This window comes from Obesumbacterium proteus, assembly GCF_001586165.1.
GTDB classification, from domain to species: Bacteria; Pseudomonadota; Gammaproteobacteria; order Enterobacterales; family Enterobacteriaceae; genus Hafnia; species Hafnia protea.
The window spans coordinates 3963354-3989349 of sequence record NZ_CP014608.1 but is presented as its reverse complement, the minus strand read 5'-3'; the positions used below and the strand labels follow the sequence as shown (position 1 = coordinate 3989349).

The window sequence follows — 25996 nt, the reverse complement described above, 5'->3', positions numbered from 1 at the left end:
GGTTTTGAGATTAACGCGACATTTTTACCCCTAACCCCTATCATTATCTCAGTGATTAAAGCTTAAGGATTTCAATGTGGCTGGTGGTAGCTTACTAACGTTATTAGATGATATTGCTTCAGTGTTAGACGACGTTGCGCTGATGAGCAAAATGGCCGCTCGTAAAACCGCAGGGGTTTTAGGGGACGATTTAGCCCTAAATGCGGAGCAGGTTACCGGCGTTTCGGCTGACCGAGAATTGCCGGTCGTGTGGGCGGTGGCAAAGGGATCTCTGCTCAACAAAGTGATTTTAGTGCCGCTTGCCTTACTGATTAGCGCTTTTGCACCGTGGGCGATTACGCCTTTGCTGATGCTGGGTGGCGCATTCCTGTGCTACGAAGGTTTCGAAAAACTGGCGCATAAAGTGTTGCACGGCAAAGAGGAAAAACATCAGCCAAAAGCTGAAGAGAAAGTGCCTGATGACCTACGTGCCTACGAAAAGGCCAAGGTAAAAGGGGCCATACGCACCGATTTTATTCTCTCAGCCGAAATTGTGGCGATTACGCTCGGTACGGTCGCCGGTGCGCCGTTCGTCCAGCAGGTGATCGTACTCAGCGGTATTGCCATTGTGATGACGTTAGGCGTTTACGGCATCGTTGCAGGCATTGTGAAGCTTGATGATTTAGGCCTGTGGATGAGCAAAAAAAGCTCGGCGTTGGTTCAGAAACTCGGTGGTTGGATCGTTGATGCTGCGCCGTATCTGATGAAAATCCTCTCAGTGGTGGGGACGGCGGCGATGTTTATGGTGGGCGGTGGGATTATCGTCCATGGTTTACCGTGGGTGCATCACTACTTCGAGCATTTAGCCGAAAGCGGAGCCGACCTGCCAACGGTCGGTACCGTGATTGCGGGTCTTGGCCCTACGCTGCTTAATCTCGTGTTTGGGATTATTGCAGGCGCGATTGTATTGCTGGTGGTGAGTGGCGTTGGGAAGCTGATCCCGAAAAAAGGATAAGGCATTCCGTAGAGCATAAGCTGCTGAGGTAAAACTCCGCCTGTCGATTTGTATCGAGTTTTGGTCGTCTATCTGTGGAGCATAGATGAAACTCGGTACTCATTGGTGGGCGGAATTTTGTCGCTAGGTAGCTAGGTCAAATTTAAAATCGACGTACCCCGATCTTAAAAACTATCCCAATTCTCACCATTATCGTCGGTAACTGCTTTCAATTTTGGCGCAGCTACTGCTTGTGGCTGTGCTCGAATTTTTTCTGGTGCAGAACCTGACGTGGAGAGTTTGAATACCGCAACAGTTTGATTCAAACGATCGGCCTGATCTTCAAGGGCGTTAGCAGCGGAAGCAGACTGTTCAACCAATGCCGCATTCTGTTGGGTGACCTTATCCATTTCATTCACGGCCTGCGCAATCTGAGTGATCCCACGGCTTTGTTCTTCTGAAGCGCTGGAGATTTCTTGCATGGTTTCGGTGACTTGCCCAATGGCGGTCACAATTTCAGTCATGGCACCACTGACGTTTTCAACTAAATCATTGCCTTGATCGACGCGCAAGACAGACGCATCAATCAGCGTTTTAATCTCTTTGGCGGCCTGAGCACTACGCTGCGCTAAACTACGCACTTCACCTGCCACAACGGCAAATCCACGGCCTTGTTCACCAGCACGAGCGGCTTCAACTGCCGCATTGAGCGCCAGAATATTGGTTTGGAAGGCGATTCCATCAATGACGCTGGTGATATCACCAATTTTGCGGGAGCTATCGGCAATATCACTCATGGTGACCACCATCTTACGGGTGATTTCACCACCGTTAACGGCGCTGTTTGACGCACGTTTTACCAGTGATGTTGCTGCGTTTGCACTGTCGGCGTTGTTTTTCACCGTTGCAGAAAGCTGTTCCATGCTGGCTGCGGTTTCTTCAAGCGAACTGGCCTGCTCTTCGGTGCGGCTGGAGAGGTCGCTGTTACCTGCCGCAATTTCCTGCACGCCGGTATAGATATTCTGAGTGCCTGCACGCACTGCGCTGACCGTATTCGCCAGCTCATCACGCATGTGCTTCAATCCCTGCATCAGTTTGCCAATTTCGTTGTTGCCATTGGCATCAATTTCAATCGATAAATTGCCGTGTGCAATGGCTGCTTGGTAGTCGATGACCTGATTGATTTTATTCAGCACATATTTTCTTATCCACACCAAAACCGCGCCGGTCAGGACAATAAATACGAACATAAAGGTGAGCGAAAGCGGCAACATTTGGCGATAACTTGCCTGAGCCGCGTTGGTCGCTGGGGTAATAATAGAATTGGCCACATACTCTGAGGTGTCATCCAGTGCAGACATAAAATGCGAGGATGAGCTATTGTGCATAACAGACTGGAATTTAACCAGATCGTTATTTTCTAAGCTGATAATCAATTGCAGCAGATCGCCGCGTGCTCTTTCATAGAGGGATTTTACATTTTTGGTGCGCTCAATTTCATTTTCGTTTGATTGAGAAAGTTGATAAAACTTCTCCATCTGCTGATCGACTTCGGTCAGATTTTGGCGCAATTCACCGAGTGATTGACGTGCTTTGGTATCTTCTGGATGGGTGGCGAGCATCAGCGCGTCTTTCAGTACTTCTTCACGGATCTCGGTAACTGAAGCATAGGCAGTATCCATCGCCATAATTTGGTTAAAGCCGGAGGAGATTTGCGTGAGTCGGTCATTGGTGCCCGAGGCATCAAGAATGCTCCAGGAGCCGGAGAAAATTTGAATAATGCAGAATAGGGCTAATACACCCATTAATCCCTGAGAGATTTTTAATCGTTCGAACATAGATAGCACAACCTAAAATTTAATCAGATGCAATAGGACAAATAACGTTGTCATTGCCGTGGGAAGTGCTCCCTGTTTTCGGCGGGAAAGCCGAAAACTTTAGCTATTTAATAAAGCCTGACGCTTAAAACGCTGATATGAATATTTCGTTAACCTAATTGAATCAATTAAAACATAAAAATAACATTGTGCCGTTTTTATATTTTAATTATTGATGTGTGTATTTAGTATAAAATCATAAATGAGCTTGTTAATTATATCGTGCTTAGGAATAACTTTATAAAATCAAATTAGCCCACATAAAATGTAGGCTTTGATATCACAAGGTCATCTTAAGCAGTCTACGTCTTAGAGGAACATGCCACCCGAGGCCTCAATGCGTTGGCCATTAATCCAGCTAGCCTCATCTGATAACAACATGGTGACTGCTTTGCCAATATCGTCAGGTAAACCAACGCGGCCCAGAGCGGTTTGGGAGGCGATGAAGTCATTCACCTGCTTGTTATCACGTACCACGCCGCCGCCAAAATCTGTTTCGATAGCGCCGGGAGCGAGAATGTTTACGCTAATGCCCCGCGCACCGAGTTCTTTGGCCTGATAGCGAGTCAGCACTTCCATCGCGCCTTTCATCGCCGCATAGGCCGCAAAGCCTGGCAGAACAAACCGGCTTAACCCAGTGGAAATATTAATAATACGCCCACCGTCTATGATGATTGGCAGCAGAGTCTGGGTGAGGAAGAATGGCCCTTTAAGCTGAATGTTCATGAGCTGATCGAACTGCTCTTCGCTGGTTTCGGCGAAAGACGCATTGATGCCAATACCCGCATTGTTAACCAAAAAATCCACATTGCTGCGTCCCCACTTTTGCTCTAAAACGTGCTCCAATGCGGCACGAAAATGAACAAAGGAACCGGCTTGGCTAACATCTAAGGGTAAGGCTGCTCCCTGTGCTCCAGCTTGTTCAATCTGTTTCACCACGTTATTGGCTTCATCTTGTTGGCTGCGGTAGGTCACGATGACATCAACCCCTTGCGCCGCAAGATGTAGCGCCATGCTTTTACCTAAGCCACGGCTTGCGCCGGTAATCAGTGCGATCTTATTGCTCATGTTCATAACCCTCGTGTTGGGCACCGCCGATGCAGGCCATATCAGGAAGCATATTGTTTGTTTGAAATGAAATAAACGTGCTAAATATGACAATACTGTTCATAAAATAAGAATAATCAAAAATGGATAAAATCACTGCGATGCAGGTGTTTATCAGCGTAGCCGAACTTTCTAGCTTTAGTCGTACCGCGGATCGGATGGGATTGCCTAAGGGATCGGTATCTGGTGCGATCCAGCAGCTTGAAAATCATTTTGGCACTCAGCTTTTGCACCGTACAACGCGCAAGGTGACGCTGACCCAAGATGGACAGCGCTGCTATGCGAGGTGCCAAGACTTGCTGGCAGAAATTGAGGAGCTTGAGGGGATGTTTCGCACATCGAATGCACCGCTCTCTGGGCGTCTGCGCGTGGATATGCCAAGTGGATTAGCCAAAATTGTGGTTCAGCAAGGACTCGCTGCGTTTTTATCCGCTCATCCCGATCTTGAACTCGAACTGAGCAGCAGCGACAGACGAGTCGATTTAATTCAAGAAGGTTTTGACTGTGTGGTAAGAGTCGGGACATTGCCAGATTCTGGCCTGATCGCTCGCCCTCTAGGCCAGTTACAGATGGTGAATTGTGCCAGCCCAGCCTATTTGGACAAGCATGGCTGTCCGCAAACGCCAGCAGATTTGCAGCGTCATCACATGATCCATTATCAAAGCGCGCAAGGTGCCCCTAGAGATAAGTTTACCTACGTTATGCCGCAAGGTGATATTCAGACAGTTGATATGCAAGGTGCACTGACGGTGAATAGCACCGAATCTTATTCAGCGGCATGTATGGCGGGCTTAGGCATTATTCAGGTACCGGTTATTGGTGTGCGAGAAGCGTTGCGAACGGGAGGGTTAGTTTCAATTCTAGAGAATCTACCGGCTCCCGCTATGCCTGTTTCTTTGCTTTACCCACATCGCCGTAACTTAGCCATGCGGGTACAGGTATTTATGGATTGGATGTCGGAGGTGATCCGTAAACAATATGTCGAATAATTTTAAAGACTAAGATTTTTCATATTGGTACATAAATTTAATCAGCTCGCTTTCGAGAATTTTTTCACGCCACCAACGAGAGGCAACGCCTTCAGAAGAGTTGTTCCATCCCAAATAAGCCAGATCTTTCTGTCTGCTAGACGTGGTTTTTTTAGCAACTAACGTTCCCGTTTTCAAATAAGGTTCGACGATATGGCGCGGCATAAATCCACACCCTAAACCTGACACCAGCGCCAGCAATTTATTATGGAAGTCATAAACCACCATACGTTCCTGTTCCTGCAAATAGTTGGTGGCTTGCCCCGTACTGAAGCGAGCAGTATCACCGATAACGATTGCGCGGTGAGTGCAGATGAGACGTGGATCGAGTGGTTCATCCGCGGTGGCCAAGGGATGAGAAGGGGATACAACAAACACATTCTCCAACATGCCTAACATTTGGTAAGAGAATTCAGTGGAGGTTGGGGGTTCGTTGATGGCGCCTAAAATAATATCAGCATCGTTTTGAGTCAGCTGTTCCCATGAGCCGGAAAGGGTATGGTGGGTAAATCTAAGCTGGGTCAGACAATTGAGCTTATAAAATTCCTCAATCATGGGCAGCAGTAGATGGAAAGGGAATGAGCCATCAAGCGCAATAGTCAGCTCTTTTTCCCAACCAGATTCGATCTGGACAGCCTGCTTTTCTAACTCACGAGCGGCGCTCAGTAAAACTCTGCCCTTTTCTAATACTATTTTGCCCGTATCGGTGAATTTTGCTCTGTGACCTGAACGGTCTAAGAGTTTGATACTGAGGTCATTTTCAAATTTCTGCACCATGTAACTCAGTGCAGCGGGTGTTTTAAAAAGCGACTCGGCTGCTGCAGCAAAACTTCCATGTTTTTCCAGTGCATCAAGAATCAGTAGAACATCCAAATTTACGCGCATCGTAACCTTCTAATTTTAAGAAATAAAATTTACTCATAGTGTACGGTGTTGGTCGTTTTCTTTGTTTAGGAATATCTTTGCTTAAAAATAATGTTAGGAAAATTCTTTAATCTTTCACGGATATATAAAGTAATTAATATTACGAACGTTACCAATATATTACTGGCAGGTATAGGCGATTATTCTGTTTCTTCGTTGAATTAAGATATATCGAAACTTGGCGTGAAGCAATAATCTCTACAATACTGTTAGCGCGATAATAATAAGTAAGAATTTACGCAACATAAAATAACTTAATAAGTTGTTAAAAATTTCCAGCTATCAACTAATTCCATGAATACCTAGCATGTAGCCGTTCATCACAGGTACGAAAGTATTATTCAACTAAGTGAAAATTAAGGATATTACATGTCAATTCGTGAATTGCTCGATCCAAAGAACTCAACACTGATTTTTATCGACCATCAGCCGCAGATGTCTTTTGGGGTGGCAAATATTGACCGTCAAACCTTGAAGAATAACACCGTGGCTTTAGCAAAGGCCGGTAAGATTTTTAATGTTCCTACTATTTATACGTCTGTTGAAACGAAAAGCTTCAGTGGTTATATCTGGCCGGAATTGTTAGCGGTTAATCCTGAACTTGCCCCAATCGAACGTACCTCCATGAATTCATGGGAAGACAAAGCGTTTGTTGCCGCCGTAAAAGCGACAGGTCGTAAAAAATTGGTTATTTCTGCGCTATGGACCGAAGTTTGCTTAACTTTCCCTGCGTTGATGGCTTTGGAAGAAGGTTTTGAAGTTTACGTAGTGACTGATACCTCGGGCGGCACTTCAGTTGACGCGCATGAGCGTTCTATCGACCGTATGGTTCAAGCCGGTGCGGTTCCTGTGACCTGGCAGCAAGTCCTGTTGGAGTACCAGCGTGACTGGGCGCGTAAAGAAACCTATGACGCGGTTATGGATTTGGTGCGCGAACATAGCGGCGCTTACGGCATGGGCGTTGATTACGCTTACACCTTGGTACACGGCGCACCACAGCGTAAAGCTTAATTTTTAGATTGCTCGGGGGCGAGATTATCTCGCCTCAATCACTTCCGTTTTTCCAATCAGGATGCCCCAGCATGGCAGCAACCAATACCGTAACCTTGGTTATTACGCATAATCTGCAACCTAATCAGGCAATAGCTTATGAGGCATGGCTCGCCCGCATCATGCCTGCTGCACAGCAATTCCCGGGGCATCTGGGTGTTCATGTTATTCGGCCAACAGCTGGAAGCGAAGCTTATAACATCGTGATCCGCTTCGATACGCTGGATAATCTTTACGCATGGACCAACTCCGATCTGCGTAAAAAGTTAGTGGCTGAAATCCAGCCGATCCTCGCGCAAGAAGAACATTACGAAGTTCGTACCGAGCCAGAATTTTGGTTCACGCCAAGCACTCCTACGGTTAAACGTCCGCAAAAATGGAAGCAGTTTCTTATTACGCTGCTGGTGATATTTCCCAGCACTAATCTGGTGCCGTGGATAACCGGAATGTTGTTGCCTGGGCTTAAAGGTACGCTACTGCTGCATTTTATTAATGACGCCTGCGTCGTTTGGCTGGTGGTGTTTATGTGGATGCCGTTGGTTACACGCATATTTGCTGGCTGGCTGAAGAAATAGTCAACCTAGGTGATAGGAGTACGACTTATGTCTCAAAATGCTTCACTGATACTCACTAACGGTCAGTTTCATACGCTCGATCGAGAAAATCCGCTGGCTGATGCGGTGGCGATCAAAGAGGGTAAAATTCTGGCCGTTGGCACAACCGCTTACGTGATGGGTTTTGCCGGTGAAGGTACACAGCTGGTTGATTTAAAAGGCCATACGGTAATCCCAGGTCTGAATGATTCCCACCTGCACTTGATTCGCGGCGGCCTGAATTACAACCTTGAACTGCGTTGGGAAGGCGTGCCATCTTTAGCTGATGCATTGCGCATGCTAAAAGATCAGGCGGATAGAACGCCATCGCCACAGTGGGTTCGCGTCGTGGGAGGCTGGACTGAGTTTCAGTTTGCCGAACGCCGCATGCCAACGATTGAAGAACTGAACGAAGCTGCGCCGGATACTCCGGTATTTGTGCTACATCTTTACGATCGTGCCCTATTAAATCGTGCTGCATTGAAAGCGGTGGGCTACACCAAAGACACGCCAAATCCAGCCGGTGGTGAGATCGTTCGTGATGCTAAAGGCAATCCTACGGGAATGCTGATCGCTAAACCAAATGCCATGATCCTGTATGCAACGCTGGCCAAGGGGCCAAAATTGCCGCTCGAAATGCAGGTTAACTCGACCCGCCAGTTTATGCGTGAGCTAAACCGTCTGGGTGTGACCAGCGCCATTGATGCTGGCGGTGGTTTCCAAAACTATCCTGAAGATTACGAAATTATTCAGCAGTTGCATGATGAAAAGCAGATGACGGTACGTATCGCCTACAACCTTTTCACGCAGCGTCCTAAGCAAGAACTGGAAGATTTCCAGAAATGGACCGACATGCTAACGCCAGGGCAGGGCACCGATTTTTATCGTGCCAACGGTGCCGGTGAAATGTTGGTATTTTCTGCCGCTGACTTTGAAGATTTCCTCCAGCCTCGTCCTGATTTGCCTGAAGGTATGGAAGATGAATTGGAACGAGTGGTACGCCATTTGGTTGAAAACCGCTGGCCGTTCCGTCTACACGCCACCTATAACGAATCGATTTCGCGCATGCTTAACGTATTCGAAAAAGTGAATCGTGAAATTCCATTCAATGGCCTGCATTGGATCTTCGACCACGCTGAAACCATCACCGAGCAGAATATAGAACGTGTTAAAGCGTTGGGCGGTGGGATTGCGGTTCAACATCGTATGGCGTTCCAAGGCGAATACTACGTTGAGCGTTATGGTAAAGACGCCGTGAAACAGACTCCGCCGATCCAGAAAATGTTGGAGATGGGTGTTCCAGTAGGTATGGGGACTGATGCCACACGCGTTGCCAGCTATAACCCGTGGACAGCGCTGTATTGGTTAGTTTCTGGCCGCACGGTTGGCGGTATGGCGATGTACGACGATAACAATCGCTTACCGCGCGACGTGGCCTTGGATCTGTGGACCGCAGGTAGCGCATGGTTCTCTAACGAACAGGGTAAAAAAGGCCATATCAAAGCCGGACAGTTGGCGGATATGGTTGTGCTGTCGCAAGATTTCTTCAGCGTGCCGGAAGAAGCCATTAAAGGTATTGAATCAGTGATGACGATTGTGGATGGCAAAGTAGTATATGCCGCGGGTGCGTTCACTCCGTTAGCACCGCCGTCGATTCCTGTGGTACCGGATTGGTCACCGGTGGTTAAGGTTCCGGGACATTACCGTTCGGCTCCACCCGTTGAGAATAAAGCTGGCGTTTTGGCTCAGATGCACCAGTGCTGTGGCTCTTGCGGTGTGCATGGGCATTCTCATGATAAAGCACGTAAATCTGCAATTCCTGTGTCGGATGAGCAGGCGTTTTGGGGCGTTTTAGGTTGCTCTTGTTTCTCATTCTGATTTCAGTGAGTTGGCCTATGGCCGTTTGAAAACGATGAGTTGTTTGTTTATGGGCGCTGGATTATTCCAGCGCTTTTTTATTGCCTGTTAAAACAGAATTCCCTTTGCTCATAGGGGCGATAAAAACGCCAACTTATGGCATAATGTGCCCAAAATCACATTTCTTAAGAGTACTAGTCTTGTTAATCAGCAATAACATCACGATGCAGTTCGGCAGTAAGCCGTTGTTTGAAAACATTTCTGTCAAATTTGGCGGCGGAAATCGCTATGGTCTTATCGGGGCAAACGGCTGTGGTAAATCCACGCTGATGAAAATCCTCGGCGGCGATTTAGTGCCAAGCGGCGGTAACGTGTTCCTCGATCCGAACGAACGTTTGGGTAAACTGCGTCAGGATCAGTTCGCATTCGAAAACTATACCGTTATCGATACCGTTATCATGGGCCACACTGAACTGTGGGACGTGAAGGCCGAACGCGATCGCATCTATGCGCTGCCAGAAATGACCGAAGAAGAAGGCTACAAAGTGGCCGATCTGGAAGTCGTATATGGCGAGATGGATGGATACAGCGCTGAGTCGCGTGCGGGCGAGTTATTGCTGGGCGTGGGTATTCCCGTTGAGCAACACTACGGCCTGATGAGTGAAATTGCTCCAGGTTGGAAACTGCGTGTTTTACTGGCGCAGGCGCTGTTCTCGAACCCAGACATTCTGCTGCTCGACGAACCAACCAACAACTTGGACATCGACACCATTCGTTGGCTGGAAACCGTGCTGAACGAACGCAACAGCACCATGATTATCATTTCCCATGACCGTCACTTCCTGAATATGGTGTGTACGCACATGGCTGACTTGGATTACGGCGAGCTGCGCGTTTATCCGGGTAACTACGATGAATACATGACGGCGGCAACGCAGGCGCGCGAGCGTTTGATGTCTGATAACGCGAAAAAGAAAGCACAGATTTCTGAGCTACAGTCGTTTGTTAGCCGCTTTAGCGCGAACGCCTCAAAATCTAAGCAGGCAACTTCGCGTGCTCGCCAGATTGATAAAATTAAGCTGGATGAAGTTAAAGCCTCTAGCCGTCAGAACCCATTCATTCGCTTCGAACAGGATAAAAAACTGTTCCGTAACGCGTTGGAAATTGATGGTTTAAGCAAAGGCTTTGATAATGGCCCGCTGTTCAAAAACCTGCGCATGTTGCTGGAAGTGGGCGACAAGCTGGCGGTTCTGGGTACCAACGGCGTGGGTAAAACTACGCTGCTGAAAACCTTAGTGGGCGAGCTTGAGCCAGATACCGGTTTTGCTAAATGGTCTGAAAATGCCAACATCGGTTACTACGCACAGGATCATGAAAGCGAGTTTGCTGAAGACTTAACTCTGTTTGATTGGATGAGCCAGTGGAAACAGCCAAGCGACGACGAGCAGGTTGTTCGTGGTTACCTCGGACGCTTGCTGTTCAGCCAAGACGACATTAAAAAGTCGGTCAAAGTGCTGTCCGGTGGTGAAAAGGGTCGTATGCTGTTTGGTAAGCTGATGATGCAGCGTCCAAATATCTTGGTTATGGATGAACCAACGAACCACATGGATATGGAATCTATCGAAGCGCTGAACATGGCTCTGGAGATGTACGAAGGTACGTTGGTCTTCGTCTCCCATGACCGCGAATTTGTTAGCTCATTGGCGACGCGTATTTTAGAAATTACGCCAACTAAGACGATTGATTTCTCTGGTAACTATGAAGATTATCTGCGCAGCCAAGGTGCTGAATAATTTTTATAATTTATCCTAGCTGAATTAATCAGGCTGCTTCGTGTACGAAGCAGCCTTTTTTATGCCCAGACGTCATATATTCATTTATACAGAGTTTTCTTTTGAAATATAAAAATATGGCTACATCAGTAACGTGAATTAATCAGAATTGACCTATAATGCTTTTGGTCAGGCTATGCTACCGTAGCGACATTAATATCATTATCTGTAAGTAGGGACATATTATGAACAAGGTTTCAGCTGTATTGGCTAGCTTATTATTGGCTTCTTCTGCCGGTGCTATCGCGGCTACCGCGGGCGCAAATGACGATCTCAGCAAACAGCCACTGGAAAAAGTTGCACCTTATCCGCAAGCGGAAAAGGGCATGAGCCGTCAGGTCATTTATTTACCGAAGCAAGAAAATGAGAATGACTTCAAAGTTGAGTTGCTGATCGGCAAAACAATGGATGTTGATTGCAACCGCCATATGATGGGTGGCAAGCTGGAAAGCAAAACGCTGTCTGGTTGGGGTTATGACTACTTAGTGATGGAAAAAATTTCAGAGCCAGCATCAACCATGATGGCTTGCCCTGATAACACCAAGCACAGCCAGTTTGTTACGGCAAACTTGGGTGATTCCGCTATGCAGCGTTACAACAGCCGTTTGCCAATCGTAGTGTATGTACCGCAGGGTGTTGATGTGAAATACCGCGTATGGCAGGCAGATACTAAGATTCAAGATTCTGTTAAGAAATAACGAGGCATTGCGCGTTATCTCATCATGAATAGCTGCGAGGAGAGCAATTCTCCTCGCTTTGATAAAATAAAGTTAAGATTGATTTTTGAGCTTTATAGGCATTATCAGACATTTTAATTTTCATGCATGGAGGATGGAGCCTGCCTGAAAACTCCCGGCGAGGTCCCAAAGCGTCGTTTGAAGGCACGGGTAAAGGTCTGCTGGCTTTCGAAACCATATTGCAGTGTTATATCCATAATTTTCTTATCCGTTCGTTTTAATTCTGCCGCGGCGCGCATCAATCGGCGATGGCGAACATAAGACGCTAAGTTATCGCCCGTCACCTCTTTAAATAGTCGCTGTAGATACCATTTCGAATATCCCGCTCGCTCGGCGATATCATCAATAACGATACGTTTATCTAAATTCTGTTCTATCCATTCAGACAGTGTTTCTACCAGTTGCTGATGTTGTCCTTTAGTACCCAATCTGGTCACCTTAGTCTGTGGCGTGGCACAAACAAAAAAGATAATTTCACGAGTAATGATACTACTGGACATAAAAATAAAGAGAATAGCTCACGGCTAAGAATAAATGTATTTTTGTAAAGTTATCTCAATAAATAAATACTAAATATACACTAGGTAAAAACTTGTGTGGATAATAAACAAGAAAGGATGAATTATGGAATTTTCAAGATGGCAGGTAAAGCATCTTGATTTTTTAGTGATATTAGTAACAAGCCGAAAATGGATTATTAAACACCAACAGTAAGACTCTACCGTGATTTTTACCAAAACGATATATTACTGAGTATCAGGTTTATTATTTTATATTTTACTTTATTAATTTACCTCATCAGTGCGCCGTATTTTTATGCTTTGAGCGACACATCAACGAGAAAAACTCAGAACGTGATTTTTATAAAACATCTTTTCATTAAATTTGAATATGGGTTTCTGTGATGGTAAGGTCGACAGCATTCAACGGCTGGATAACCAGTTGTCACCTTAATCAGTCCCTACTGGAGAGCGTTATGAAAATTGCACTGATGATGGAAAACAGTCAGGCAAGCAAGAATGCGGTGGTTCTCAAAGAACTGCATACTGTGGCAGATGAAAAAAATTACCCAGTATTCAATGTGGGTATGAAGGATGAGCAGGATCATCATCTGACGTATATTCACCTTGGCATCATGGCGAGCATTTTACTGAATGCCAAAGCGGTTGATTTCGTTGTCACCGGATGCGGTACGGGGCAGGGTGCGCTTATGTCACTGAATATCCATCCGGGCGTGGTCTGCGGTTACTGTATTGATCCTGCGGATGCGTTTTTATTTGCTCAAATTAATAACGGTAATGCGCTATCCCTGCTGTTTGCCAAAGGCTTTGGCTGGGGAGCTGAGCTCAATGTACGCTACATTTTCGAAAAAGCCTTTACGGGCGCGAAGGGCGAAGGTTATCCGCTAGATCGTAAAGAGCCACAGGTACGTAACGCTGGAATTTTGAATCAGGTAAAAGTGGCCGTGGTGAAAGATAACTACTTAGATACGCTGCGAGCGATTGATGCTGAGTTAGTCAAAACCGCGGTAAGCGGTGAACGTTTCCAGCAATGCTTCTTTGAAAATTGCCAGAACAAAGAAATTGAGGATTTTGTACGGAAGATTCTAGCTTAAAGAATCGCTTGGCTCATTCGTAACAAAGGCTCCTAAAAGGAGCCTTTTTGCTTCATGTCTTTTGGTATTAAGCCGAAGTAGCAAGCTTAGTGGCAAATCCGAGGAACAAAAGACCCACCATTGAATTGCCAAGTTTGGCGAGGCGTTTCTTTTCGCTCAGGAAATGAGCCAGGGCAGCGCCGGAAAAGATCAGCAGCGTCATATAGCAGAAGCTAATCATTTCTAAAATGACCGCTAGAATGGCAAAGGAAATGCCGGTATGTGCATAGCCCATATCAATGAACTGAACAAAGAACGATACGTAAAACAGAATTGCTTTAGGGTTAGTTAAGCTAAGCGTTAACGCCTTACGAAAAACATGTTCAGGCTCTTCATGCGCTGAGCTCTGGCTTTGCCCTTTTTTGGACAGCGTGCTGTACAGGATTTTCAGCCCGAGATAGAGCAGATAGAGCGCGCCGAGCATTTTCACCAGCGAGAATAAAAATGGGGAAGAGCGGATCAGCGACGCGATACCGATGTAAGCGCAAAAAATCAAAACTGCGTCACCGATAAAAACGGCTAGCGCCGCTTTATAACCCTCTTTCACGCCGCGTGTAATGCCGGTTTTGAGTACAAATAACGTATTCGGCCCCGGAACCATAATGATGAAAATCGCACCGAGAACGTAAGTCCAGATATTGAGTACACCATAGCTCTCAAACACAACAACCTCACCTTTAATTCACGCTATTAATAAGTTGCGAATACAGGGCTCATCAGCCCAAAAATCGATGGCGTATTGTACTCTTTTAAAAGGATTTTGGCAGCATAGTGTGATCTGTATAACATTTAGTCACTGGAAGATAAAATGCGCAGTCTGTAATTAATGTTGCAGCATCAGCGCAGTTTTCCATGCAGGGGCTCGACAATCTCAATGCTGCGCTCAAGTGTTTCTTTATTACGGTGGTAATCCTGCAACAAGATGGCGATAAACAGCGTATCAAGTAGGTTCAGCTGAATAATACGCGCTACTGCATTTTGTCCGAGTATTGGTCCGCTCATGGCAGGGCTAAAGATTGATAAATCAGATAGTTGTGAAAGCGGTGAAACATTATCATTGGTGATGCAAACAATGTTCGCTCGACGTTGCTTCGCGATCTCTACGGCGTTTAATAGCTCACGCGTATCGCCTGATTGAGAAATCACAATCACAACATCTTCTTCGGTTAATTGGCATGCCACCATCAGCATCAAGTGAAAATCGCTGTAGGTATGGCTATGCACCCCAATGCGTAACAGCTTGTGTTCAAAATCCTCACAGACTGATGAAGAACCACCTACGCCAAGAAGCACAACGTGTTTGGCTTTATAAATCAGCGCTGCGGCGGCGTTGATCACTTGGGTATCGGCGACGGCCTGCGCTTCTTTTAACGCTTGAATGCTATTGCTGAACACCTTATCTAACACGGTATTTAGATTATCTTGCTCCGTGATCTCTTCTTCTTTTTCGTAAGGCAAAGAAGCAAAGTAGGCGACTAGGGCACGTCTTAACTCTCGAAATCCTGAGTAGCCTATCTTTTTAGCCACCTTAACAACGAGCGGTTCAGAGACTTCTAATGCAAGCGATACTTCACGCAAACTTGTGTTTTTTGTGATGTTGCCTTTTGTTATCAGCCATTCAGCAATACCCCGCTCGGTGGGGTTCAGCAGGGAAAGCGACATTTTTATCTTTGCCCCAATGGCGAGCGTATTCTCGCTATCTTGCATAACATCCATCGTTTATCCCCTACTAGATTAAGCGCTTACAAAATCTTATCACAGCCATTTGGACATCTGTACTTTGATTTATCGTCGGCGGATGAAACTGATAGGAAAAACCACGCGAATAAATCATCCGCACTAAATCACAAAACTTCCCCAGTTTGTGAAGTTAATCATTTTTAGTACTTGATTCTGTCATTACTTTACAATAATAATATTTTTCGTGAAGTATGCTTAATTAATCCTCACCAGGGAAATGCCCTCGGGCTCATGCTTTCATACTAAAAAAGGAAAATGCAGGGTTGATTTTGGCGTAATGACGATCTAACTCAAGGGAATAACATGAAATCATCATTTTTCGGTGTCATCCAGCGTGTAGGGCGTTCTTTCATGCTGCCTATTGCGTTATTGCCCGTTGCAGGGCTGCTGTTAGGTATTGGTGCCTCCTTTACTAATGCGACTACGATTGAGTCCTACGGGCTTCAATCACTGCTCGGCGAAGGTACGGTACTTCACGCATTACTTACAGTAATGAAAAGTGCAGGGAGTATTGTATTTTCTAATTTGCCAATCTTATTTGCTGCCGGTGTGGCGATGGGAATGGCAAAAAAAGAGAAAGATGTCGCCGCAATATCGGGGGTTATTGGCTTTCTTACCATGCATGCCACGATTAACGCCATGCTGGAGCTAAACGGTTTGCTTAAGCCCGGAGCGATGGTTGATGGGGCGCTCGGGATGAGCGTTGGGATTAACTCGTTGCAAATGGGGGTATTTGGCGGTGTCTTGGTTGGGCTTGGCGTTGCAGCTTTACATAATCGTTTTTATAAAATCGAGCTGCCACCCGTATTTTCATTCTTCGGCGGTACGCGCTTTATTCCCATCATTACCGCTTTAACCTATGTGATCGTGGGCATGGTGATGTTTTACATCTGGCCGACTATTCAACATGGCATCATGGATTTAGGGGGACTCGTCAATCGCGCTGGATATGCAGGAACGTTCATATATGGCTTTATTGAGCGCGCATTAATTCCCTTTGGATTACATCACGTCTTTTATATGCCGTTCTGGCAAACCGGTTTGGGAGGCACTGCCGTGATTGATGGTGTTACCGTCACGGGGGCGCAGAATATTTTCTTTGCCGAGTTGGCAAGCCCAAATACCCAGCATTTCTCTGTTGAAGCCACTCGTTTTATGGCAGGTAAATTCCCGTTCTACCTGTTTGGCATTCCGGGAGCCGCTTTAGCGATTTACCACACTGCAAAACCCGAGAACCGTAAACTAGTATTGGGGCTATTGCTTTCAGCAACATTGACTGCCGTGCTAACGGGGATCACTGAGCCAATTGAATTCTCGTTCTTGTTTGCTGCGCCGCTGCTGTATGTGCTGCACTGTTTGCTAGCCGGTTTGTCATTTATGTTGTGCCATATGTTTAATGTGGGGGTTGGGCAGACGTTTTCGGGCAGCCTCATTGATTTCTTCTTATTTGGTGTTATGCAAGGTAATGCCAAAACAAGTTGGATGAATGCCATTCTGATCGGTATTCCTTTATTTCCGGCATATTACTTTAGTTTCCGCTTTCTTATTACTCGCTTTAACTTTAAAACGCCAGGGCGAGAAGAGAGTGGAGAGGAAACTAAGCTTTACACACGAAAAGATGTGGAAGCTGCTAAAGAACAAGCCGCTATTCAGCGGTTGGAAAATACCCATGGTGTTTCTGAGTTAATCATTCAAGGCCTAGGTGGGGTGGGTAATATCGCAGATGTTGACTGTTGTGCTACTCGCTTGCGAATTACAGTAAACGATGACTCTTTGGTTTCTGATGCTCTGCTTAAGCAATCAGGTGCGCGTGGTGTTATTCGAAAAGGAAAAGGCGTTCAAGTTATATATGGTCCACATGTCACATTGATTAAATCAAACTTAGATGAATGCCTCCAAGCTGCAATTTAAAATATTACTTAATTATCGTTTTTAAAAAATAAAGGGAAATAATGAAAATCGCCATTGGTTGTGATCATGTTGGGTTTATTTTAAAGCCATTAATTATTTCACATTTGAAAAATCGTGGAGTCGATATTATTGATAAGGGCACTCATTCTGAGAGCCGAACAGATTATCCAATTTATGCCGAAGCTGTCGCAAGAGCGGTAGCTTCAGGCGAAGCCGATCTAGGAATTCTGATTTGTGGTTCAGGCATCGGTATTTCGATTGCGGCAAATAAAGTTCATGGGATCAGAGCGGTGGTCTGTAGTGAGCCCTATTCGGCTAAGCTTTCACGTCAGCATAACAATACGAATATTTTGGCTTTTGGCTCGCGAGTGATTGGTGCGGAACTGGCCAAAATGATTGTAGATGAATGGCTGAACGCTGAGTTTGAAGGCGAGCGTCATCAAACTCGTGTGAATATGATTACTCAGCTTGAAGAGGAATAATTAACATGGCGAATTTCTGTCCTTCTTTAATGTGTGTGGATTTTTCTCAGCTGAGTCATGAAATTCAGCGTTTAGAAAGTGCAGGCGCAGCGATGTTTCATATTGATATTATGGATGGGCACTTTGTACCTAATTTTGCGTTGGGAATTGAGGATGTCAAAGCAGTCGCTAAGTTAGCGACGATCCCTTATGACGTGCACTTAATGGTGTCTAATCCTGACGGCTATATTGATAAATTTTCAGATCTCGGTTGCAGCATTATTTATGTTCACGCTGAGGCGCCCATTCATTTACATCGTACATTAACCCATATTCGCCAACGGGGGGTTAAGGCCGGAGTGGCGATTAACCCGGGTACTTCGTTGAGTGCTTTGGAAGAAGTGCTAGATGTCGTGGATGTAGTGTTAGTAATGTCGGTTAATCCTGGATTTGCCGGTCAGCCATTTATTCATAGCGCTATTGATAAAATTAGCCGCTTAAGAAAAATGTTACATCAACACGGCAGCAGTGCTCAGATTGCCGTCGATGGGGCAATTTCTCCGCAGGTCGTTAGTACTCTGGCCCGTGACGTGGATTATTTCATCTTAGGTACAGCGGGCTTGTTTAAACCTGACCGCGACTATAGCAGCGCAATGAAAACGCTGGAGCAATGTGTAACGCAGGGCTTGGAAATCGTCACCGAAGCATAATTATAGTTGCCCCTATCTTTAATTGTCGCCAGTATCTAATGTTTGATGCATGGCGGCGATTAAAGCGGGTTAGGGGTAACAATGAACAGTACACCATATCGAGATACACGTTTAGCTCGACTTATCCAACCGCTATGCGAATGCCATCCTGAGTTAAGCGGGGTCTATCCTTTAGAAGAGGGTAATGACGCTTTCGCTGCAAGATATTTGCTCACCAACATGGCTGAGAAAACGCTGGATGTGCAGTATTACATCTGGCACAACGATCTCTCGGGGCGACTGCTGTTTAGCGCATTATTTCGTGCCGCCGAGCGCGGGGTAAAAGTTCGTTTACTGCTGGATGACAACAACACCGGCGGTTTGGATGAATCACTGCGCCGACTCAATGCGCACCCCAATATCAGCGTAAAACTCTTCAATCCCTTCCAGCTACGGCGCATGCGCTGTTTATGCTATTTAACCGATTTTAAAAGACTCAATCGGCGCATGCACAATAAAAGCATGACGTTTGATAGTCAGGCGACCATCGTCGGTGGGCGCAATGTGGGGGATGAGTATTTTGGTATCGGTGAACAGCCGCTTTTTTCTGATTTAGACGTGTTGGCCGTGGGCAATGTTGTTGCTGAGGTCTGTCAGGATTTCGAGCGCTATTGGACTTCAGCCTGTGTATCACCGGCGGAAGACGTTCTGGGCAACGCGTCGGAAAAGCGCTTTCTGCATGGCCTAACGATTGAAGAAGTGGGCGGCAGAGCGCGTGCCAAAGTCTATATAAAGCGTCTGCGTGATAAATTTTTAGCCCGCAAAATGGAGAACAACGAGCTGCCGCTGACGTGGGCAAAGGTGCAATTATTTAGCGATGATCCGCTTAAAGGGCGCGGCGAGTTAGCCACCAAAGCGCTGATGGCATCACGTCTGTTTAAGATGATTGGTGAGCCAAAAGTGAGCATGGATATTATCTCCGCCTATTTCGTTCCTACCCGCACCGGCGTGTCACAGCTGGTTTATTTAGCGCGGCAAGGGGTGAAAATGACGGTGCTCACCAATTCTCTGGCGGCAAACGATGTGGCCATTGTGCATGCGGGTTACGCCAAATGGCGAAAAACCCTGCTGCGTTGCGGTATTGAATTGTTTGAAATGAAAGCCAATGAAACCGAGCGGCCATCACGTAAAGAGCGCTTACGCGACCGGGGCTTAACCGGACATTCTGGTTCCAGCCTGCATGCTAAAACTTTTGCCGTTGACGGCAAGTTGGTCTTTATTGGTTCGTTTAATTTTGATCCGCGTTCGGCTCGATTAAATACCGAGATGGGATTCGTGATTGAAAGTGAATCGCTGGCGTCATCTACTCATCAGCGATTTATTGCTAGCCTGCACGACAAAGCATTTCAGCTAGTGCTTGCCCCGCGTCGTAAAATTAATTGGATTGAATATGAAAATGATGAGAAACAAATTCATCATAAAGAGCCTGATAGCCCGCTATACAAACGTATTTTAGCCAGAATCGCTTATTATTTGCCGATTGAGTGGCTGCTATAATTGCGGTTAGCGCCATGTGTTACTGAACGCATGGCGCTTAATCTCATTATGTTAGGTCAACGTTTTTACAGCCAAACAGCAACGTCAGAATGAAGCCTGCCGCATACGAGATGGCAACGCCTGCAACATAAACCAGCATGCCCGCATAGATACCCTGTGATGAAGTAATGAGCGGTATGGAAACCAAGCCAGACGGGCCAAATACGGTATTCAAACCAATCGGTAATCCCATATAAGCCACCAACCCGATAAAGAATCCGCCTACGGCACCACCCAAACAGGCGGTAATAAACGGTTTTAAGCGGGGCAGCGTGACACCATAAATTAGCGGCTCGCCAATACCCAATAAACCGGGGAATATGGCGCCCTTAATTTGCATACGTAAGGTCGAGCCCGGCTTGGCTTTTAAATATAACGCTAACGCGGCACCAACCTGTCCGCCACCCGCCATTGCGAGGATAGGGAACAAGGAGTTAAACCCTTGAGCATCCATCAAAGCGAAATACACCGGCACAAATCCCTGATGAATACCAAAGACCACCGCAATCAGGAATAGCCCCGCTAACAACGCGGTGCCGAATGGGTTACCGTTTAAATGCAGAAACAGCCAAGACATTCCCTTAAAGAGTTCGACGCCGATGGGCATGATAACCACATAGGTTATGGCACCAGTGATGAGTAGCGTAATGGAGGAGGTGAGGATCATATCCAAGTTATCAGGGATAACCTTGCGTACTTTGCGCTCAATCCATGCGCCGAACATACAGGCTAACAGTACGCCGATGATATTCCCTCTCGGATCTATTACTAGACCGAAGAAGTTATCGATCCCCGCATAATAGCCCACGGTTCCTTCTGCGCTGTAACGCAGAATAAATAATGACGCGATGATGGCACCATTAACGCCGGTTCCGCCGAAGGCTTTTTGTGTATTGAAGCCAATCAGGATACTCAGGAAGGTAAATAAGCCCACGCTGAAGGTTTTCATATAGCCAATCAGGCTCGTAAGCCAAATCGGCGCAATTTCACCTTCGAGTATTAAGGTTTGCTGGAGCAGCGTCGCGATACCGAGCAGTAGACCCGCGGCGATAAAGCCGGGAATAAGCGGGGTGAAGATCGTCGCGAATTTTGTCAGGAAGCTGTGAAAAGCGTTATTTTGCTTACTCTTGAGCTGCTTTTTATTTTCCGCCGCGAGGGCATTTAAATCAGTTTCTGGCGTGCTGCTATCGGCTTGTGACTGTGACTGTGACTGTGATTGGCTAAGGATCACGTTCATCATTTCACTGGCGGTTTGCGCCTTGCCGGGCCCAAGTACAATTTGCAGCTGGTCGTTGCCTTCTATAACGCCCATGACCCCAGCGATCTTTTTCAGCTCGGCGTGATTAACGCGAGCGCGGTCGGCCAAGGTAAGGCGCAGCCGCGTCATGCAATGTCCGCATAGGGTGATGTTGTTATTACCACCAACGTTCGCCAAAATTTGCGTGATGGTGGTATCCGTTATTTTAGCCATCGCTAAACTCCCTGAGAACGTGAGGCTAAGGCTTGGCGGATAAAACCATTATTTTGTGCCAGAACCGTGCTGGCTTCAGCCGCAGAGAGCTGGGCGAGAATCATCAAAATGGCGGTTTTACAGTGTCTTTTACATTCGCTGAGCGCTTTAACGGCTTCATCGCGGCTGCATTCTGTGGCCTGCATAACGATGTCAATTTGGCGTTGAACCAGCTTGGCGTTGGTCGCCTCAACATCCACCATGAGGTTGCCATATACTTTTCCGCTGCGGATCATCGCGCCCGTGGTGAGCATATTCAGAACCATTTTTTGCGCTGTACCCGCTTTCATTCTTGATGAGCCCGTTACCACTTCTGGCCCTACCACGGCTTCTAGCGCGATATCGGCTAATTGGCTCATCGCGCTGCTGGCGTTGCAGGTTAATGACACGGTGGTTGCGCCGACCGAGCGGGCATATTTCATCGCGCCGATGACATAAGGCGTTCTTCCGCTGGCGGCAATACCCACGAGTACGTCGCGCTCGCAGAGATGATGGTCTTTCAGATCTTGCTCGCCAAGTTCGACGTTATCTTCGGCATTTTCCACCGCGCGGAGGATTGCGGTGTGGCCTCCGGCGATTAACCCGACCACCTGTTCATGTGGGGTGCCGTAGGTTGGCGGGCATTCACTTGCGTCTAGAATACCCAGTCGCCCCGAGGTGCCTGCGCCGCAATAAATAAGACGGCCACCTTGGCTAAAGGCCAGAGCGATAGCATCTACGGCCTGCGCGATTTGCGGCAGGATACGCTCAACGGCCAGAGCCACCTTTTGATCTTCTTGGTTGATAATCGTCAACATATCTAAAGTAGACAGGGTGTCGATGTTTTCGCTGGCGATGTTACGGCCTTCAGTTTGCAGGCGGGAGAGGTCAATATTCATTTCAGTATTCTCAGAAGCACAAAGTTAAGGAATAAATTATTCCAAAAATCATGTGATTTAAAGAATTAATAATTTTATGCGCATTTTTTGTGATTGATATCGACTATTTCCCCGCGCCGAAATGCTTGCCATTTGGGCGGCGTTTGGGATGAAGTGAATGCTCACCCAAGAATCCAGCCTCCATTTTTTGCGCCATGCAAGGTAAGATAGCGGCTACTTACCTCCTGCTGACCGAGTCCAAATGCGCTGCCTACAACGAATCACTCTCAACAAAGACGCCTTTACGCCCGGTGAACGTATTATTGCCGATTATATTTTGGCTAATCCCGATAAGTTGAAGCAGTGCTCTTCGCAAGAGCTCGCCAGCATTTTGAATATCAGCCAGTCGAGCATTGTGAAATTTGCTCAGCGATTGGGCTTCAAAGGATTTACTAACCTCAAAATGGCGTTGATTGAGGAGTGGGGGCAGCAAAGTAAGCAGAACGCTGAATCTGAGCAGCATTTGCATAACGATATTAATGTTCATGACACGCCGTCGGTGATTGCAGAAAAACTATTTCGAGCCAAGCAGCAGGCTCTGAGGATGACAACCGACAGCGTAAACTTGGCGCAGTTGGAGAGTGTGGTGGCTGAAATCAAGGCGGCGCGCCGAGTGCAGATCATGGGCATGGGCGGTTCATCGCTGGTGGCGAAAGACTTGGCTTATAAGCTGATGAAAATAGGCTATCCCGTGATGAATGAAATGGACAGCCACGTGCAGATGACGGTTGCTCAATCGCTAGGAGAAGGGGATGTGCAAATTGTTATCTCTTACTCGGGCGCGCTGAAAGAGATATTTATTGCAGCACAGGCGGCACAGGAGAAGGGGACGAAAATCATAGCGATAACGTCGCTTCAGGATAGCCCGCTCAGAAAGCTGGCTGATTTTGTTCTCGATACCATTGCTGATGAGGCGCGCTGGCGTAGCTCTTCTATTTCTGCGCGCACGGCACAAAATACTATTACCGATTTGTTGTTCGTTTGCCTGTTGCAGGAAGATAGCGAAAGAAGCCGCAGCTTTATTCATCGCAGCCAAGAGATGATTGAGCAACTGAAGTAGGCATGCCGTACCAAGCCGATATTGGCGGTGTGGATTATCTATCCTTTCGCTTCAATGAGAAGCAAATTGGGGCGCTATTTATTTACGGCGCTTCTTTTTTTTGTGCGTTAATATAAAAAATGTATTATTAGAATAATAACAAGCCTCTTCTGATAAAACTCAATGCGAAATACTATAAATATAATTACGGATGCCTATAACTCACTGTGATAGGCAGATTCTGTAGGGTTATGCATTAAGCATTTTTTAGTGGATTCATTTTTATTGGTGAAAGTGCCACAGCGATTAGTGCGGTAATTATCCTAAAATAAAAGGCACTATTTGAAATTTAGCTTTGAGGTGTTATGAAATAAAATATTATAAATACATTATTGTTTGGTGTTTTAACCTGATTCGTGATGTTTTGTTGGTTTATAATTAGTGTTTATATCTGTGCCTTAGGGGTTAACGGTTTAATAAAAAACTTATAATTTGTATAAACTCCCAGTGTGGCTTGTTTTACCCACTCAATTTAATTTGAGATAATTCCTGTCACTTCATGGGTGAAAAAAAGAAGAAGAGGTGATAGGGCGTCGATATAAATAGAGCGGCGTATGTTCTTTGTGCCTGCGATAAATGATTTTTTGTTTACTATCACGTAGTAAATTTCTCTGTATTTATAGTTAATTTTTCTAATGTGAGTGCCATAAATTGAATCACTATAATGCAAGGATTATGATTTATAAAATTAACGAAATGGTGATATTTAAACCTGCCGATGGTGCTATTTGGCGCGTTGATAATCCAGAGCAAGTGATTAGTTTAACGATCACTAATTGCAACCTTCTTAGCCTATTGCTAAATAACAAAGGTGAAATTCTTTCTAGAGAGTACATCTTAGAAGATATATGGGACAAGCAAGGTTTACGTTCATCTAATAATACACTTAACCAATACATATCCATTCTAAGGCGAACGTTTTCCTTGCTTGGCATTGAAGATGAGGTGATTAGAACGATCCCAAAGGTAGGGTTTTGTTTAAATTCATCGATTAAAATAGATGAGGAGTATAATTTAGAAAATGTGGTGACGACACAAAATTTAACACGCGTCCATGGCTGTAAATATTATGGCTATATCGCCTTGATGGCCGCGTTAGCTTTTTCAGTTATGTTTTTTACTAATACCATTCTCTGTAAAAATAAGGAGTATAAGCTCGATACGGTTATCACGGATATCGGAAAGTTTGCGACTTGTGATGTTAGCATTTTACCAGAGTATACGCGTGGCCAGCCACGTTCTCTATTAGAACCGTCAGTTAAATTAATTACTCAGAATGGGGTGAAGTGTACGCCTGAAAAGGTATTTATTGTAAAGCCAGAAAGCAGAGGAAGTGGAAGGACGTTTCTTACTGAATGCATTGTAGATAAAGGGAAAAATGAATACTTTTTTTGTAAAGGATACTATATACAATGAACAGGAAAATTTTTGCTTTGCTCCTTTTTTCGATCGTATTGTCTTCTGAAGTTATCTACGTTTTCTTTATTTATGAGCCTGCATATACCTTCAGTTGTGATGGCGAGCTTTCTTATAACGACAGTAAAAGTAAAGACTTATTGGATGGGAATATTTCATTTAGTTTAAATGATAAAATGCAAGGCCATGCCGAGATCACCGGGTTTTTAACCAACAATGGTTTGACTCAGAACGTTATCCGTAGTGTTGATTTTAAGTACCGAGTGGCTGAAGCAAAGCACATTGTTATCTATGATGCGCAGCTAGTGACTTACTTTCACGATTCCACTGAAAAATCGTTCTCGCCGGAGCCTATACTTGATTTTTTGTTTTTCAGAAATAAAGATCTGAAAGAAATTAACGTCAGCATCAACAAGATAAAAAACACTTATTTATTTGGTAGAGCGAATAACTTTGTGTTTGTCTGCACTTCATGATTTTTATCGTCATTTAGTCTCGTTCTATCATTGCTAAATTTATTGACCACTAAAGGATATAGTATGAATAAAAAGCATATAAGCATAATGTTAATTGGAACAACGTTTCTTCTTGCAGGGTGTTCCTCATCGGATACGGCTAACCATAGTTTTCAAGGTGAAGATCTTGAGTATGATTACTTTTATGCAAACAGTCAGCAATCGCCAACAGAAGAGAATACGCCGCCGAAAGGCGGGATGGTAGGTGGAAACGCATTCAAATCGACGAATAATAAATGTATGGATAACTACAATTTTCTGCATGAAGAGAATGCCGTTCAATATCCTAAATACGCAGATGACTATAATAAAATCACAGAAGGATTTAAATTTCTTAACTCTAATCAAAACATTATGGATAAAGATGCCAAAAAAATCTACACCATGGAGCTAAAAATGAAGTTGGAGACGCTTTGTTCTAAGATCCAATATTCAAGCTTTATCTTGGTTAATGATAAACGTAAAAATCTTTCTGGAATATAGTTGGTTAATCGAATATACGTTTGTTGT

Annotated in this window: 24 protein-coding genes; 16 read left to right on the top strand and 8 right to left on the bottom strand. The window is 45.5% G+C overall.

Going from position 1 to position 25996, the window contains the following annotated elements:
• Positions 1-76: 76 nt before the first annotated feature.
• Complete coding sequence (locus DSM2777_RS18670; protein WP_061554825.1) at positions 77-994, top strand: DUF808 domain-containing protein; 918 nt, start codon at positions 77-79, stop codon at positions 992-994.
• A gap of 164 nt (positions 995-1158) precedes the next feature.
• On the opposite strand, the gene DSM2777_RS18665 is transcribed toward DSM2777_RS18670, so the two are convergent.
• Positions 1159-2811, bottom strand: a complete 1653-nt coding sequence (locus DSM2777_RS18665; RefSeq protein WP_061554824.1) for a methyl-accepting chemotaxis protein — start codon at positions 2809-2811, stop codon at positions 1159-1161.
• Positions 2812-3159: 348 nt separating this feature from the next.
• Positions 3160-3918 (bottom strand): SDR family NAD(P)-dependent oxidoreductase, encoded by a 759-nt coding sequence (locus DSM2777_RS18660; protein WP_061555437.1) that lies wholly within the window; start codon positions 3916-3918, stop codon positions 3160-3162.
• 122 nt (positions 3919-4040) lie between these two features.
• On the opposite strand from DSM2777_RS18660, the gene DSM2777_RS18655 reads away from it, so the two are divergent.
• Positions 4041-4946 carry a LysR family transcriptional regulator gene (locus tag DSM2777_RS18655; protein ID WP_061554823.1) on the top strand — a complete coding sequence of 302 codons (906 nt, stop codon included), beginning with the start codon at positions 4041-4043 and terminating at the stop codon, positions 4944-4946.
• A gap of 9 nt (positions 4947-4955) precedes the next feature.
• Here the strand turns inward: DSM2777_RS18655 and DSM2777_RS18650 are convergent, their stop codons facing one another.
• Entirely contained in the window at positions 4956-5870 is a 915-nt protein-coding gene (locus tag DSM2777_RS18650; protein WP_046457647.1) for a LysR family transcriptional regulator, read from the bottom strand.
• A 408-nt stretch (positions 5871-6278) separates the two neighbouring features.
• Here DSM2777_RS18650 and DSM2777_RS18645 point away from each other — a divergent pair, with 408 nt between their 5' ends.
• From DSM2777_RS18645 to eco, 5 genes are all read left to right on the top strand, one after another.
• On the top strand, positions 6279-6920 hold the full coding sequence (locus tag DSM2777_RS18645) for a hydrolase (protein ID WP_046457646.1): 642 nt from the start codon (positions 6279-6281) through the stop codon (positions 6918-6920).
• A 71-nt stretch (positions 6921-6991) separates the two neighbouring features.
• Positions 6992-7534, top strand: coding sequence for an antibiotic biosynthesis monooxygenase (locus tag DSM2777_RS18640; protein ID WP_046457645.1), 543 nt, complete (start codon positions 6992-6994; stop codon positions 7532-7534).
• A 27-nt stretch (positions 7535-7561) separates the two neighbouring features.
• Positions 7562-9430 carry an amidohydrolase gene (locus tag DSM2777_RS18635; protein ID WP_061554822.1) on the top strand — a complete coding sequence of 623 codons (1869 nt, stop codon included), beginning with the start codon at positions 7562-7564 and terminating at the stop codon, positions 9428-9430.
• 179 nt (positions 9431-9609) lie between these two features.
• Complete coding sequence (locus DSM2777_RS18630) at positions 9610-11202, top strand: ABC-F family ATPase (protein WP_040045527.1); 1593 nt, start codon at positions 9610-9612, stop codon at positions 11200-11202.
• A 224-nt stretch (positions 11203-11426) separates the two neighbouring features.
• On the top strand, positions 11427-11939 hold the full coding sequence (gene eco, locus DSM2777_RS18625; protein WP_025797571.1) for a serine protease inhibitor ecotin: 513 nt from the start codon (positions 11427-11429) through the stop codon (positions 11937-11939).
• Positions 11940-12052: 113 nt separating this feature from the next.
• Here eco and DSM2777_RS18620 read toward each other — a convergent pair whose 3' ends face one another.
• Positions 12053-12406 carry a helix-turn-helix domain-containing protein gene (locus DSM2777_RS18620; protein ID WP_061554821.1) on the bottom strand — a complete coding sequence of 118 codons (354 nt, stop codon included), beginning with the start codon at positions 12404-12406 and terminating at the stop codon, positions 12053-12055.
• Between the two features lie 548 nt (positions 12407-12954).
• Here DSM2777_RS18620 and DSM2777_RS18615 point away from each other — a divergent pair.
• Positions 12955-13593: an RpiB/LacA/LacB family sugar-phosphate isomerase gene (locus DSM2777_RS18615; protein ID WP_061554820.1), complete on the top strand. Its 639-nt coding sequence runs from the start codon at positions 12955-12957 to the stop codon at positions 13591-13593.
• A gap of 67 nt (positions 13594-13660) precedes the next feature.
• Here the strand turns inward: DSM2777_RS18615 and leuE are convergent, their stop codons facing one another.
• The gene (leuE, locus tag DSM2777_RS18610) at positions 13661-14296 is read right to left on the bottom strand and encodes a leucine efflux protein LeuE (RefSeq protein WP_046457639.1); all 636 of its coding nucleotides are present in this window, start codon (positions 14294-14296) and stop codon (positions 13661-13663) included.
• Positions 14297-14469: 173 nt separating this feature from the next.
• On the bottom strand, positions 14470-15348 hold the full coding sequence (locus DSM2777_RS18605) for an SIS domain-containing protein (RefSeq protein ID WP_052958311.1): 879 nt from the start codon (positions 15346-15348) through the stop codon (positions 14470-14472).
• Positions 15349-15675: 327 nt separating this feature from the next.
• Here DSM2777_RS18605 and DSM2777_RS18600 point away from each other — a divergent pair, with 327 nt between their 5' ends.
• The 4 genes from DSM2777_RS18600 (at position 15676) to DSM2777_RS18585 (ending at position 19990) form a co-directional block, all read left to right on the top strand.
• The gene (locus tag DSM2777_RS18600) at positions 15676-17283 is read left to right on the top strand and encodes a PTS transporter subunit EIIC (protein ID WP_061554819.1); all 1608 of its coding nucleotides are present in this window, start codon (positions 15676-15678) and stop codon (positions 17281-17283) included.
• A 38-nt stretch (positions 17284-17321) separates the two neighbouring features.
• Positions 17322-17765, top strand: a complete 444-nt coding sequence (rpiB, locus tag DSM2777_RS18595; protein ID WP_046457637.1) for a ribose 5-phosphate isomerase B — start codon at positions 17322-17324, stop codon at positions 17763-17765.
• 5 nt (positions 17766-17770) lie between these two features.
• On the top strand, positions 17771-18454 hold the full coding sequence (gene rpe / locus DSM2777_RS18590) for a ribulose-phosphate 3-epimerase (protein WP_061554818.1): 684 nt from the start codon (positions 17771-17773) through the stop codon (positions 18452-18454).
• Between the two features lie 81 nt (positions 18455-18535).
• Entirely contained in the window at positions 18536-19990 is a 1455-nt protein-coding gene (locus tag DSM2777_RS18585; protein WP_061554817.1) for a phospholipase D family protein, read from the top strand.
• A 46-nt stretch (positions 19991-20036) separates the two neighbouring features.
• Here DSM2777_RS18585 and murP read toward each other — a convergent pair whose 3' ends face one another.
• Together murP and murQ are read right to left on the bottom strand one after the other, a co-directional pair.
• Positions 20037-21500: a PTS N-acetylmuramic acid transporter subunit IIBC gene (gene murP, locus DSM2777_RS18580; protein WP_061554816.1), complete on the bottom strand. Its 1464-nt coding sequence runs from the start codon at positions 21498-21500 to the stop codon at positions 20037-20039.
• 2 nt (positions 21501-21502) lie between these two features.
• On the bottom strand, positions 21503-22417 hold the full coding sequence (gene murQ, locus DSM2777_RS18575) for an N-acetylmuramic acid 6-phosphate etherase (RefSeq protein ID WP_061554815.1): 915 nt from the start codon (positions 22415-22417) through the stop codon (positions 21503-21505).
• A gap of 241 nt (positions 22418-22658) precedes the next feature.
• On the opposite strand from murQ, the gene DSM2777_RS18570 reads away from it, so the two are divergent.
• The 4 genes from DSM2777_RS18570 to DSM2777_RS18555 all read left to right on the top strand — a co-directional run bounded on the left by DSM2777_RS18570 (position 22659) and on the right by DSM2777_RS18555 (position 25969).
• Positions 22659-23516 (top strand): SIS domain-containing protein, encoded by an 858-nt coding sequence (locus DSM2777_RS18570; RefSeq protein ID WP_061554814.1) that lies wholly within the window; start codon positions 22659-22661, stop codon positions 23514-23516.
• A 714-nt stretch (positions 23517-24230) separates the two neighbouring features.
• Positions 24231-24971 (top strand): winged helix-turn-helix domain-containing protein, encoded by a 741-nt coding sequence (locus DSM2777_RS18565; RefSeq protein ID WP_061554813.1) that lies wholly within the window; start codon positions 24231-24233, stop codon positions 24969-24971.
• Positions 24968-25447 carry a hypothetical protein gene (locus DSM2777_RS18560; protein ID WP_061554812.1) on the top strand — a complete coding sequence of 160 codons (480 nt, stop codon included), beginning with the start codon at positions 24968-24970 and terminating at the stop codon, positions 25445-25447. Before DSM2777_RS18565 ends, DSM2777_RS18560 begins: the two co-directional genes overlap by 4 nt.
• A gap of 63 nt (positions 25448-25510) precedes the next feature.
• Positions 25511-25969, top strand: coding sequence for a hypothetical protein (locus DSM2777_RS18555; protein ID WP_061554811.1), 459 nt, complete (start codon positions 25511-25513; stop codon positions 25967-25969).
• The last annotated feature ends 27 nt before the right edge of the window (positions 25970-25996 follow it).

What these genes read in the sequence shown, in the direction of transcription:
- murP (WP_061554816.1), bottom strand. Translation starts at nt 21,500, where the DNA reads ATGGCTAAAATAACGGATACCACCATCACGCAAATTTTGGCGAACGTT.
- murQ (WP_061554815.1), bottom strand. Translation starts at nt 22,417, where the DNA reads ATGAATATTGACCTCTCCCGCCTGCAAACTGAAGGCCGTAACATCGCC.
- DSM2777_RS18605 (WP_052958311.1), bottom strand. Translation starts at nt 15,348, where the DNA reads ATGGATGTTATGCAAGATAGCGAGAATACGCTCGCCATTGGGGCAAAG.
- DSM2777_RS18565 (WP_061554813.1), top strand. Translation starts at nt 24,231, where the DNA reads ATGATTTATAAAATTAACGAAATGGTGATATTTAAACCTGCCGATGGT.
- DSM2777_RS18655 (WP_061554823.1), top strand. Translation starts at nt 4,041, where the DNA reads ATGGATAAAATCACTGCGATGCAGGTGTTTATCAGCGTAGCCGAACTT.
- rpe (WP_061554818.1), top strand. Translation starts at nt 17,771, where the DNA reads ATGGCGAATTTCTGTCCTTCTTTAATGTGTGTGGATTTTTCTCAGCTG.
- DSM2777_RS18645 (WP_046457646.1), top strand. Translation starts at nt 6,279, where the DNA reads ATGTCAATTCGTGAATTGCTCGATCCAAAGAACTCAACACTGATTTTT.
- DSM2777_RS18635 (WP_061554822.1), top strand. Translation starts at nt 7,562, where the DNA reads ATGTCTCAAAATGCTTCACTGATACTCACTAACGGTCAGTTTCATACG.
- DSM2777_RS18600 (WP_061554819.1), top strand. Translation starts at nt 15,676, where the DNA reads ATGAAATCATCATTTTTCGGTGTCATCCAGCGTGTAGGGCGTTCTTTC.
- DSM2777_RS18660 (WP_061555437.1), bottom strand. Translation starts at nt 3,918, where the DNA reads ATGAGCAATAAGATCGCACTGATTACCGGCGCAAGCCGTGGCTTAGGT.
- DSM2777_RS18640 (WP_046457645.1), top strand. Translation starts at nt 6,992, where the DNA reads ATGGCAGCAACCAATACCGTAACCTTGGTTATTACGCATAATCTGCAA.
- DSM2777_RS18560 (WP_061554812.1), top strand. Translation starts at nt 24,968, where the DNA reads ATGAACAGGAAAATTTTTGCTTTGCTCCTTTTTTCGATCGTATTGTCT.
- DSM2777_RS18650 (WP_046457647.1), bottom strand. Translation starts at nt 5,870, where the DNA reads ATGCGCGTAAATTTGGATGTTCTACTGATTCTTGATGCACTGGAAAAA.
- DSM2777_RS18570 (WP_061554814.1), top strand. Translation starts at nt 22,659, where the DNA reads ATGCGCTGCCTACAACGAATCACTCTCAACAAAGACGCCTTTACGCCC.
- DSM2777_RS18615 (WP_061554820.1), top strand. Translation starts at nt 12,955, where the DNA reads ATGAAAATTGCACTGATGATGGAAAACAGTCAGGCAAGCAAGAATGCG.
- DSM2777_RS18665 (WP_061554824.1), bottom strand. Translation starts at nt 2,811, where the DNA reads ATGTTCGAACGATTAAAAATCTCTCAGGGATTAATGGGTGTATTAGCC.
- DSM2777_RS18585 (WP_061554817.1), top strand. Translation starts at nt 18,536, where the DNA reads ATGAACAGTACACCATATCGAGATACACGTTTAGCTCGACTTATCCAA.
- DSM2777_RS18555 (WP_061554811.1), top strand. Translation starts at nt 25,511, where the DNA reads ATGAATAAAAAGCATATAAGCATAATGTTAATTGGAACAACGTTTCTT.
- eco (WP_025797571.1), top strand. Translation starts at nt 11,427, where the DNA reads ATGAACAAGGTTTCAGCTGTATTGGCTAGCTTATTATTGGCTTCTTCT.